10 protein-coding genes and 1 pseudogene are annotated in these 11,235 nt (G+C 65.2%); 5 read left to right on the top strand and 6 right to left on the bottom strand.

From position 1 onward, the window contains the following. Nucleotides 1-213: 213 nt before the first annotated feature. The 4 genes from PARHAE_RS13710 (at nucleotide 214) to PARHAE_RS13695 (ending at nucleotide 5,090) form a co-directional block, all read left to right on the top strand. A complete protein-coding gene (locus PARHAE_RS13710) occupies nucleotides 214-1,785 on the top strand; it encodes a Re/Si-specific NAD(P)(+) transhydrogenase subunit alpha (RefSeq protein ID WP_126155145.1) in 1,572 nt (523 codons plus the stop codon). Between the two features lie 10 nt (nucleotides 1,786-1,795). Beyond that, nucleotides 1,796-3,238, top strand: coding sequence for an NAD(P)(+) transhydrogenase (Re/Si-specific) subunit beta (locus tag PARHAE_RS13705; RefSeq protein ID WP_126155144.1), 1,443 nt, complete (start codon nucleotides 1,796-1,798; stop codon nucleotides 3,236-3,238). A 55-nt stretch (nucleotides 3,239-3,293) separates the two neighbouring features. After that, complete coding sequence (locus PARHAE_RS13700; protein WP_241232810.1) at nucleotides 3,294-4,601, top strand: DUF3422 family protein; 1,308 nt, start codon at nucleotides 3,294-3,296, stop codon at nucleotides 4,599-4,601. A 147-nt stretch (nucleotides 4,602-4,748) separates the two neighbouring features. Next, nucleotides 4,749-5,090, top strand: a complete 342-nt coding sequence (locus PARHAE_RS13695; RefSeq protein ID WP_206436954.1) for an arsenate reductase family protein — start codon at nucleotides 4,749-4,751, stop codon at nucleotides 5,088-5,090. Between the two features lies 1 nt (nucleotide 5,091). Here the strand turns inward: PARHAE_RS13695 and PARHAE_RS13690 are convergent, their stop codons facing one another. The 3 genes from PARHAE_RS13690 to PARHAE_RS13680 form a co-directional block, all read right to left on the bottom strand. Further along, on the bottom strand, nucleotides 5,092-5,517 hold the full coding sequence (locus PARHAE_RS13690; protein WP_126155142.1) for a protein tyrosine phosphatase family protein: 426 nt from the start codon (nucleotides 5,515-5,517) through the stop codon (nucleotides 5,092-5,094). Between the two features lie 84 nt (nucleotides 5,518-5,601). Beyond that, nucleotides 5,602-6,279 carry a phosphoglycolate phosphatase gene (gph, locus tag PARHAE_RS13685; RefSeq protein ID WP_126155141.1) on the bottom strand — a complete coding sequence of 226 codons (678 nt, stop codon included), beginning with the start codon at nucleotides 6,277-6,279 and terminating at the stop codon, nucleotides 5,602-5,604. Then, on the bottom strand, nucleotides 6,276-6,830 hold the full coding sequence (locus tag PARHAE_RS13680; protein WP_126155140.1) for a thioredoxin family protein: 555 nt from the start codon (nucleotides 6,828-6,830) through the stop codon (nucleotides 6,276-6,278). Before PARHAE_RS13680 ends, gph begins: the two co-directional genes overlap by 4 nt. A 190-nt stretch (nucleotides 6,831-7,020) precedes the next feature. On the opposite strand from PARHAE_RS13680, the pseudogene PARHAE_RS22145 reads away from it, so the two are divergent. Next, a pseudogene (locus tag PARHAE_RS22145) lies at nucleotides 7,021-8,107 on the top strand (IS30 family transposase). A 17-nt stretch (nucleotides 8,108-8,124) separates the two neighbouring features. On the opposite strand, the gene PARHAE_RS13670 reads toward PARHAE_RS22145, so the two are convergent. The 3 genes from PARHAE_RS13670 to PARHAE_RS13660 all read right to left on the bottom strand — a co-directional run bounded on the left by PARHAE_RS13670 (nucleotide 8,125) and on the right by PARHAE_RS13660 (nucleotide 11,145). Then, a complete protein-coding gene (locus PARHAE_RS13670; protein WP_126155139.1) occupies nucleotides 8,125-8,868 on the bottom strand; it encodes a YebC/PmpR family DNA-binding transcriptional regulator in 744 nt (247 codons plus the stop codon). A 147-nt stretch (nucleotides 8,869-9,015) separates the two neighbouring features. After that, a complete protein-coding gene (locus PARHAE_RS13665) occupies nucleotides 9,016-9,237 on the bottom strand; it encodes a DUF1127 domain-containing protein (RefSeq protein ID WP_126155138.1) in 222 nt (73 codons plus the stop codon). 129 nt (nucleotides 9,238-9,366) lie between these two features. Beyond that, nucleotides 9,367-11,145 carry an SLC13 family permease gene (locus tag PARHAE_RS13660; protein WP_126155137.1) on the bottom strand — a complete coding sequence of 593 codons (1,779 nt, stop codon included), beginning with the start codon at nucleotides 11,143-11,145 and terminating at the stop codon, nucleotides 9,367-9,369. Nucleotides 11,146-11,235 lie beyond the last annotated feature (90 nt).

Genomic DNA, 11,235 nt, shown 5'->3' with positions numbered 1-11,235 from the left:
CCGCCACCCCGGCGCCTGCCACCCCCGCGCCCGCGAACTGATCGCGGCGCACGTCTGAATTCGTCGCCCAAGGCTTCGGTCTTGGGCGTTTTCTTTTGCCGCCACCCCCACGACATTCGTCCCGCATCGGCGTTGCACGGACTTGTGAAAGAATCTTTCACGGTGCTATCTGTCGGGCGACCGAAAATGAAACGAGCGGGGGACAACACAGCCATGAAGATTGGCGCGTTGAAGGAAGGTTTCGAGGGTGAGGCGCGGGTCGCCATTACGCCCTCCTCTGCCGGGCATTTGATGAAGCTGGGGCACGAGGTGTTTGTCGAAAGCGGTGCCGGGGCGCGGGCGGGGTTTTCGGATGACAGCTATCGCGCGGCGGGGATCACCGTGGTGCCCACTGCGGCCGAGCTGATCGGGGCGGTGGATGTCGTCGCCAAGGTGCGCCAGCCCTCGGATGCCGAGATCCGGCAGATGCGCGAGGGGCAGACGCTGATCTCGTTCTTCTATCCCGCGCAGAATCCCGAACTGCTGGCCCTGGCCAAGGAACAGGGCGTCACCGCCATCGCGATGGACATGGTTCCCCGGATCAGCCGCGCGCAGAAGATGGACGCGCTGTCCTCGATGGCCAATATCGCGGGCTATCGCGCGGTGATCGAGGCCGCGAACAATTTCGGCCGCTTCTTCACCGGCCAGGTGACTGCGGCGGGCAAGGTGCCCCCGGCCAAGGTGCTGGTCGTGGGCGCGGGCGTGGCGGGCCTTGCCGCCATCGGCACGGCCGTGTCCCTGGGCGCGCAGGTTTATGCCTTCGACGTGCGCCCCGAGGTCGCCGAGCAGATCGAATCCATGGGCGCTGAATTCGTGTTCCTGGACTTCGAGGAAGCCCAGGACGGCGCCGCGACCGGCGGCTATGCCGCGCCCTCGTCCCCCGAGTTCCGCGAAAAGCAGCTTGCCAAGTTCCGAGAGCTTGCGCCGCAGATGGACGTGGTGATCACCACCGCGCTGATCCCCGGCCGCGACGCGCCGAAGCTGTGGACCCGCGACATGGTCGAGGCGATGAAGCCCGGCAGCGTGATCGTGGACCTGGCCGCCGAGCGCGGCGGAAACTGCGAACTGACCATCCCCGATGAACGCCATGTGACGGAAAACGGCGTGACGATCATCGGCTATACCGACTTCCCGTCGCGGATGGGCGCGCAGGCGTCCGAACTGTATGGCAACAACGTCCGGCATTTCCTGGCCGACCTGACGCCCAAGAAGGACGGCGTGATCCAGCACAACATGGAGGACGACGTGATCCGCGGCGCCACCGTGACCCGCGACCACGACGTGACCTGGCCGCCTCCGCCGCCGAAGATCGCCGCCATCGCCGCGCAGAAGCCCAAGGAAAAGCCGAAGGCACTGACGGTCGAGGAACGCCGCGCCGCCGAGGTCGCCGCCTTCAAGGCCGAGACGAAATCCCAGGTCACGCTGCTGGGCGTGGGCGCCATCGTGCTGCTGCTGATCGGCGCGGTGGCGCCCGCCAGCTTCATGGCGCATTTCATCGTCTTCGTGCTGGCCTGCTTCATCGGCTTCCGGGTGATCTGGAACGTCGCCCATTCGCTGCACACGCCGCTGATGGCGATCACCAACGCCATCAGCTCGATCATCATCCTGGGCGCGCTGATGCAGATCGGGTCGGGATCGTGGTGGGTCGTGGCTCTGGGCGCCTTGGCCGTGCTGATGGCGGGCGTCAACATCTTCGGCGGCTTCATGGTCACCCGCCGCATGCTGGCAATGTTCCAGAAGTCGTAAGGGGGAACGCATGGAATACGGATTCACCACCGCGGCCTATGTGGTCGCAGCCGTGCTGTTCATCCTGTCGCTGGGCGGGCTGTCGGGGCAGGAAAGCGCCAAGCGCGCGATCTGGTACGGGATCGTCGGCATGGCGCTGGCCGTGCTGGCCACGCTGTGCGGGCCGGGCGCGGGCAACTGGTTGCTGTCGCTGGTCATGATCGCCATCGGCGGCAGCGTCGGCTGGGTCGTGGCGCAGCGCGTGCAGATGACGGAAATGCCGCAGCTTGTCGCCGCCATGCACTCGCTGGTCGGTCTGGCGGCGGTCTTCGTGGGCTTCAACGCCCAGATCGAACTGGCCCGCGTGCTGCGCGCCAAGGCCGAGGGCGGGGTGCATGTCTTCCACGGCTTCGCCGCCGTGCTGGCCCACAAGACCCCGGCCGAGATCGCCATGCTGAAGATCGAGGTTTTCCTGGGCATCTTCATCGGCGCCGTGACCTTTACCGGGTCGGTCGTGGCCTTCGGCAAGCTGGCGGGCCGCGTGGACGGCAAGCCGAAGAAGCTGCCGGGCGGGCACATGCTGAACGCGGGCGCCCTGGCGCTGTCGGTGCTGCTGGGCATCCTCTATTGCGCGGGCGTCGGCCCGGCGATCCTGTGGCTGATCCTGATCACGCTCTTGGCGTTCTTCATCGGCTATCACCTGATCATGGGCATCGGTGGGGCCGACATGCCGGTCGTGGTGTCGATGCTGAACAGCTATTCTGGCTGGGCCGCCGCCGCCATCGGCTTCACGCTGGGCAACGACCTGCTGATCGTGGTCGGCGCCCTGGTGGGTTCGTCCGGCGCGATCCTGTCCTATATCATGTGCAAGGCGATGAACCGCAACTTCGTCAGCGTGATCCTGGGCGGCTTCGGCGGCGAGACCGGCCCCGCGGCCGAGATCACCGGCGAGCAGATCGCCATCGACGCCGAGGGCGTGGCGGCGGCGCTGAACGACGCCGACAGCATCGTCATCGTGCCGGGCTATGGCATGGCGGTGGCGCAGGCGCAGGGCGCGGTCAGCGAACTGACCCGCAAGCTGCGCGCGGCCGGCAAGGAGGTGCGCTTTGCCATCCACCCCGTTGCGGGCCGCCTGCCGGGGCACATGAACGTGCTGCTGGCCGAGGCCAAGGTGCCCTATGACATCGTGCTGGAGATGGACGAGATCAACGACGACTTCCCGAATACCGACGTGGTGATCGTCATCGGCTCGAACGACATCGTGAACCCGGCGGCGCAGGACGATCCGAACAGCCCCATCGCCGGGATGCCGGTGCTGGAGGTCTGGAAGGCCAAGCAGGTCTTCGTCAGCAAGCGCGGCCAGGGCACCGGCTATTCCGGCATCGAGAACCCGCTGTTCTTCAAGGAGAACACCCGGATGTTCTATGGCGACGCCAAGGACAGCCTCAACAAGCTGCTGCCGATGATCGACTGAGGGGGCAGGGGGCGGGAAACCGCCCCCTTTCGCCGCACGGGGAATGGGGACTGGCGTGGGGACGGACATCGAACATCCGCTGCGATACGATCTTGTCAATGAACTGCACGCCAGGCCCTCGCCCCGCCTGACAGCCCCGGCGACCTGCGCCTTCGTGGCCTTCAAGGAACCGAGGGACGCAGCCAACCGCGACCGGCGCCTGGACTTGGCTCATCTGACCGCGCTGACCGCCCGCCATGGCGGGCCTCGACCCGACCCCGAGGATAGCCATTACCAAGGGCGCCTGGGCCGTCACGATCTGAAATGGGAAAGCCATACGGAATTCGTGACCTATATGGCGACCACGCCCGGCCTGCCGATCCGGCCCTTCGATCCAAGCGCGGGCGCGATCTTCCCCGCCGCATGGCAAGCCGATGCGCCGGGACGCCGCATCGCCGCCGTGCTGGTGCAGGTGGACATCCTGCCGGAAAATCCCGCCGAGGCGCTGACCCGGATCGAGACCTGGTTCGCCAAGGACAGCCTGACCGCCGTCTGGGTGCTGGAGGAAGCGGCGATGATCGCCGGGGATTTCCGCATCGACCCCGATGGCTGGATGCGCTTTGCCGTTTTCGTGCGACCCGAGGTGGGGCCAGGGCGCATCGGGCGGATCGTGCATCGGCTGGTCGAACTGGAAACCTATCGCGCGATGTCGATGCTGGGTCTGGGCCGGTCCCGCAGCCTGTCGCGCCGCCTGAACGAGCTGGAGCCGCGCCTGTCCGCCATCGTCGATGGAATGCACGACGACGCCCGCCCGGCCGAGGCGGTCCTGCACGAATTGCTGGGAGTGTCGGCGGAGCTAGAGGGGCAGGCGGTCCAGCATTTCTTCCGCTTCGGCGCCACCAAGGCCTATGAGGCGATCGTCATGGACCGGGTGACCGCCCTGCGCGAGACGCGGTTTCTGGACCGCCAGATGCTGACCGAATTCATGCGCCGCCGCTATCGCCCGGCCATGCGCACCGTCGCCTCGGCCGAGGATCGGCTGCGGGCGATGATCGAACGGACCCGCCGTGCCGCCGATCTGTTGCGGACGCGGGTCGATGTCGAACGGTCCGCGCAGAACCAGGCGCTGCTGGAACGCATGGACCGACGCGCCGACCTGCAACTGCGCCTGCAACACACGGTCGAAGGGCTGTCGGTCGTCGCCATCAGCTATTACGCGGTGGGGCTGCTGTCCTATGCGCTGTATCCGGTGGCGTCGGCCCTGCATGTGGACAAGGCCTATCTGATCGCGGCGCTGACGCCGGCGGCGGTTCTGGTCGTCTGGTGGGCCATGCGGCAGGTGCGCCGCAGCCTGCACAAGCATGGACCCGCGCATGATTTGTGACTTGCCCTCCGCGCGGCGCGGTGGGAAGAACCGGCCGGTATCCTGTCGTCGGAGCGATCGTGAAACTGTTTCTTGCCCTTGCGGCCGTCCTGACCCTGGCGGCCTGCGGCGTGCCGCTTGTCCCTCTTGTCTGATCCGAGGCCTGCCATGACATCCCTGACCCTGTATGGTCTGGCGCATTGTTCGACCTGCCAGAAGGCCCAGTCCGATCTGGAACAGCACGGCTGGACCGTCGATTTCCGCGATGTCCAGAAGCAACCCTTGTCTGAATCTGAACGCGCCCGCCTGGTCGCGGATTTCGGCGACAAGATCATCAATCGCGCCAGCCTGACGTGGCGCGGAATGTCCGATCAGGAACGGGCAGCGGATCCGGTGGCGATGATGGGCGCCAAGCCCAGCGTGATGAAACGACCCGCCATCGTCGCGGGCGACCTGCGCCTGCTGGGCTGGACCGCGAATGTCAAACGGGTGCTGAACGTTCCGGCCTGAACTACCGGCTGGCGCCTGCCAGCGACCGCATCAGCGGCACCACGCCCGACAGGTCATAGCCCGCCTGCGAGGCGGTGTTCAGCACCTCGGCCTCGGACAGCTTTCCGGCATGGGCAAGCGCCCACAGGACGGTGGACCGATTTCCCGACCGGCAATAGGCGACCGCAGGCTTGGCTCCGTCAAGAGCGGCGGCAAAGCCTTGGATCAGATCGGGCGTGACCTGTCCGGGACGGAAGGGAAGATAGTGGTATTCCATCCCCGCATCCGCTGCGGCCTGGGCCATGGCCTGATGATCGACAGCCCCGTCCTCGTCGTCGGGGCGGTTGTTGATCAGGGTCTTGAAGCCTGACCGGGCCAGCACGGCCACGTCAGGCAGGTCGATCTGCGGAGAGACCGCAAGATTCGGGGTAAGCTGACGCAGATCCATGGCAAGGCCCTTCCGTAACGCTGTCCCGGATTGGCGCATCTGCGCCCGCAATGTCAAGCGCAAGGCGGGGTCAGCGGTCAGGGATCACGCCGCCTGCATCTCGACCATGGCGGGCAGGTCGGCGAAATCGTCAAACGCCGCCAGATGCGGCAGATCCTCGACGGGTGTCTGTCGATACCCCTGGGTATAGATCAGGAACGGCACCGGCACTGCCGCCGCGCAGGCCGCATCGAATTCGCTGTCGCCCACATAGATTGCCTTGGGCCGCGCAGGATCGGCGCCCAGCCCTTGCAGCGCCGCGCGCAAGGGTGCGGGATGCGGCTTGCGTTCGGGAACGGAGTCGCCGCCGATGACGCAGCCGAACAGCTGCGCGATGCCGAAATGCGCCAAGATGGCCCGTGTTACCGCCAGCGGCTTGTTGGTGCAGATGCCCAGCGGATGCCCCCGATCGGCAAGCGTCTCCAGGGTCCGAGTCACATTCGGGAACAGCCGCGTCAACTGCGTCGCGTCTTGATAGCAGCTCATGAAGGCGGCGATATAGTCGGGCTTCCGGGCGTCCTGAAGCTCTTGCGCGGCGATGATCTTTTGCCACAACACATCCACGCCGCCGCCGATGAAGCTGCGCACCTGATCCAACGTCAGCAGCGGCGTGCCATGCTGGCCGAGGACATGGTTCACGCAGGCATGGATGTCGGGGGCGCTGTCTATCAGTGTTCCGTCAAGATCGAAGACAATCGGGCAGGGGGCAAGGCAGACATTCATGCGGTTTTCCACTTGATCGAGCAACCCATTGACGGAACCTGGTTTTCCGGACCCTTTCCGGTTTCCGCGATTTGCAGCATCGCCTCGAGCAGCTCGCGGCGCGCCTCGGCCGGTCCCGGCGTGCGGGCCGAAGCGTCGAAACGACCGCGATACTGCAATTCGCCGTCGGCGTTGTAGCCAAAGAAATCGGGCGTGCATTCGGCCCCATAGGCCCGCGCCACAGCCTGCGTCTCGTCATAGAGATAGGGAAAGGTGAAGCCGTGTCGCGCGGCCTCGGTCTTCATCTGCTCCGGTCCGTCCTGCGGATACTCGGCCACGTCATTGGCCGAGATCGCCACCACCCCGATACCCGCAGCCTGCATCTCTCTGGCATCGCGGACGATCCGGTCGATGATCGACTGAACATACGGACAGTGATTGCAGATGAACATCACCAGCGTGCCGCGCGGACCCGTGACATCAGCCAGGCGATAGATCCGGCCATCCGTGCCGGGCAGTTCGAAATCATTCCAGGGGGCGCCGAAATCGCATACGGGGGGTGAGACTGCCATGAATCCTCCGATTGGGCTGGGTCAAGGTTTCCGCAAGATAGCGCCCGCAGCAAGACGGGCAATGGTCGCAGAGATATTAATTCCATAATACAGATTATTCCTGGTGATCAACCATTGGGGGGGACGCGCTATCCTGAAAATGCGACTTTCTGTGCTCAACAGTGGGTTGAGCCATGAAAGGAGCATAGGAATGAAGGTTCGGTTCTCTCACCTTTCCCTTTCCGAGCGCCGCAAGATCGAGCGCTGGCGGCAGACGAAGCTGAGCCCTGACGAGATGGCGCGCAGGCTTGGCCGGCACCGCTCGACGATCTTCCGCGAGCTGCGCCGCAATCATTTCCACGACAGCGAGATTCCAAAGCTCAGCGGCTACTGGTGCGTCGTGGCGCAAAGCTATTCGGATGGAAGACGGACCCGACAGCGCAAGCTGGTGCGGGATCCCGGGCTGCGTGACCAGGTCGAGCGTTGTCTCCGCTCTGGCTGGACCCCCGAGCAGATCGCCGGCCGGATGCGCTATGAAGGTGCCCCGCGCCGGGTCTGCCAGGAGACCATCTATTGCCACATCTATTCCGAGGAGGGTCGCCGGGCTGAGTTGTGGCGCCACCTGCCCTCCGGCCGGAGACGCCGCCGCGGCGACCGGCTGCGCAAACGACCGCCGCCAAAATTTGCACCGGAACTCAGCATCTTGTTCCGCCCGGAGGTCATCGCGCATCGCAAGCAGTTCGGTCATTGGGGTGAGACAGGACCGTCGCGCCTGATGGCGCGGCGAAAGCCTGTCGAACGATCTGGTGCTGTTCCGGCAGAAGTACGGCCCTGCCAATGTCACCACGATGATCGAGCACACCAGCCGTTTCCTGGTCGCGTTGAAGAACGCCGAGAAACGCACCAAGCCAATCATGGCGCAGATCGCTCAAGCCCTGACGCCCCTGCCCCGACATGCCTGCCGGTCCATCACCTTCGACCGCGGATCGGAATTCATCGACTGGCCCCATCTGCAAGCCGAGGTGGGCACGCAGACATGGTTTTGTGAGGCGCAGTCACCCTGGCGGAAAGGTGCCGTGGAGAACGCCAACAAACGGCTCAGACGCTGGCTCTGTCGCGACACTGATCCGAACACGCTTTCTCAGGAGGAACTCCGTCAACTCTGCGCGGGCCTGAATGCCACGCCGCGCAAGTGCCTGGGCTTCCGCACTCCCGCCGAGGTGTTCAAGGCAAACCTGCTCGGACGCGGCTACAGAACGGCAAAACTCTCACGCCAACCGAAGTCGCATTTGGGCTAGCGCGTCCAGTCGCCCCCCTACAGTTGCGCGGCGACCGCCTCGGTCAGGTCGAAATTGCCGGTGACGTTCTGCACGTCGTCGTCTTCTTCCAAGGCGTCGATCAGCTTCATCAGCTTCTGCGCCGTTTCCAGATCGGTGATCTCGGTCGGAGACTGGGGCTTCCAGATCAGCTTCGCGGTCTCGGATTCGCCCAAGGTTGTCTCCAGCGCGGTCGACACCTCGTTCAGGGCGGTGTCGGCGCAATAGATCCAGTGGCCTTCCTCGTCGGTTTCCACGTCGTCGGCCCCCGCCTCGATGGCGGCCTCCATCACCGTGTCGGAATCGCCCGCCGACAGAGGGTACATGATCTCTCCCACCCGGTCGAACATGAAGCTGACCGAACCCGTCTGGCCCAGGTCGCCGCCCGCCTTGGTGAAATAGCTGCGCACGTTCGAGGCGGTGCGGTTGCGGTTGTCGGTCATCGCCTCGACCACCAGGGCGATGCCGTTCGGGCCATAGCCCTCGTAGCGGATCTCCTCATAGTTCTCGGCGTCGCCGCCCACGGCCTTCTTGATGGCGCGGTCGATCACGTCCTTGGGGCAGGAATTCGACTTGGCCTCTTTCACTGCCAGGCGCAGGCGGGGGTTCTTGTCGGGATCGGGATCGCCCATCTTGGCGGCAACGGTGATTTCCTTGGCCAGCTTGGAAAACAGCTTGGATCGCGCGGCGTCCTGACGCCCCTTGCGATGCTGGATATTGGCCCATTTGGAATGGCCTGCCATGATCGGTCGTCCTTCGCAGTTCAGAAATTCCGGATAGGCGCGCTTTTAGTCCAGCCCGCCCATCCCTCGCAAGACATCACGCGGTAAATGCGAAAGCGCCCGATCCCCCTGGGGGCGGGCGCTGCGCAAAGGATCCGGCGGCGCATCTTAGAGAATGGCCGACACACCCATGATGCGGCGGATTTCGCCGTCGCGGGTCAGGCCGCGCGCGGCAAGCTGGGCGTCGCTCACCAGGCGCAGACGCTCAAGCGCGCGATAGCGGAAACTGGATTCGGCGATCAGCACAAGGAACCGGCCGATGGCGGCAAGCGGAGTGGTCAGGACGGCCCAGGAAAGGCCCCGCGGCGTGTCGATGGTCGTGTTGGCCATGTGGAAACCCTTTCGTGCAACACAAAATGCTTCCTCCCCGCCCGTCCATATTGCCGTAGCATCGGCATTGCACAACGCCCAATGCTGCATGGCAGCATTGCGGGACGGACAGGCCCGGTTAATCCGGCCTCAAAGCGGCCAAAACAGCGGGATCACCAGGCAGGCGACGATGCCGCAGATGATGTCCAGCGGCACGCCGACACGGACGAAATCGCTGAAGCGATAGCCGCCGGGGCCGTAGACCATCATATGCGTCTGGTATCCGATGGGCGTGGCGAAGGCGACGGTGGCCGAGAACATCACCGCCACGACATAGGCGCGCGGATCATGGCCCAGCGACTGCGCCAGCGCGATGGCGATGGGTGTCAGCAGCACGGCGACCGCGTTGTTCGACAGGATCTCGGTCATCACCAGACCCAGGAAATAGATTGCGATCAGGGTGGCGAAGGGCGGCAGGTCGCGCAGCCAGGGGGTGACGAAATCCACGATCAGCGCGACCGTGCCGGTATGTTCCAACGCCTCGCCCACCGCGAGCATGGCGAAGATCATCGCCATCAGCCGCGCGTCGATGAAGCCGAAGGCTTCCTCGGCGTCGATGCAGCGGGTCAGCAGGATCACCGCCGCCGCCAGGAAGGACAGCACCATGATCGGCGCCACGTCCAGGGCGGCCAGCGTCACCACCGACAGCAGGCACAGGATGGCGATGGGCGCGCGTTCCCGCCGATAGGCGCGGGCGGCGGGGCGGGACACGTCGACCAGCCCCATGTCGGCGGCCAGCCGGGCGATATCCTCGGGCGCGCCCTCCAGCAGCAGCGTGTCGCCCACGCGCACGACCAAGTCGTCAAGCTGGCGTCCCAGGTTCTGATCGCGCCGATGCGCCGCCAGGACATAGATGCCATAGCGGCGGCGCAGGCGCATGTCGCCAAGCCGCCGTCCGATCAGATGCGCGCCGGGCGAAATCAGAACCTCGACCGTATCCGTCGCGACCGAACTGAGCTTGTCCGCCGCTTGCAGGTTCTTGTTCCCCAGAAGCTCCAGCAGATCGACCATTTCCGACCGCAGCACCACGCGGTCGCCGGGTTCCAGCACAACGCTGGCCAGGTCGCGGCGCAGCGATGCGTCGCCGCGCAGCACGTCGATCAGCCGCACCGCGTCGCGCTTGAACAGCGCCACCTCGACCGCCTTCTGGCCGACCAGGGACGAATCCTGCGGGATCGCCAGTTCGGTGAAATATTTCATCTCCCGCCGCGCGCCCAGAAACCCCGCCAGAGAGGTCCGGTCGGGCAGCAGCTTGCGCCCTAGCAGCGCGAAATAGGCAATGCCCGCCAGGGTGATGGCGATGCCGACCGGGGCGATTTCGAAGATCGTGAACGGCTCCATCCCCTGTTCGCGCGCCACCCCGTCGACCAGCAGGTTGGTCGATGTGCCGATCAGCGTGATCATGCCCCCCATGATCGTGAAATAGCTAAGCGGCATCAGAAGCTTGGACGGAGAGACGTTCAGCCGCCGGGCAAGCTGGATGCAGATCGGGATCATCACCGCCACCACGGGGGTGTTGTTCATCACGGCGGATGCCACGATCACGAAGCCGAACAGCGCACAGACCGTCAATGCGGGGTTGGTTGCCGCGCGCGCCGTGACGATGCGCGACATCATCTCCAACGCGCCGGTGCGCAGCAGCCCGCCCATGATCAGGAACATGAAGGCGATGGTCCATGGGGCGGAATTCGACAGCACGCCCGCCGCGTCGTCGGCGGGCAGCAGGCCCAGGACCAGCATCGAGGCGGCGGAACCGATGGCCACGACCTCGGGCGGCTGCTTTTCGCGGATGAACTGGACAAAGGTGATCGTCACGATGACCAGCATGGCGATCGAGGCGTTCGTTCCGGTCAGGTCAAATCCAAGCATGAGGCCCCTGTCGCCGGGCGCCTGTCAGCGGCGGCGCCAAGGGCGAGATAGAATTGTTTTCCCCGCCACCGCAAGCATAAGCGACGATCT

Origin of the sequence: Paracoccus haematequi (assembly GCF_900631945.1) — a bacterium.
Taxonomy (GTDB): Bacteria; Pseudomonadota; Alphaproteobacteria; order Rhodobacterales; family Rhodobacteraceae; genus Paracoccus; species Paracoccus haematequi_A.
The sequence above is the reverse complement of the archived record's forward strand: the minus strand, read 5'-3'. Positions and strand labels throughout refer to the sequence as shown.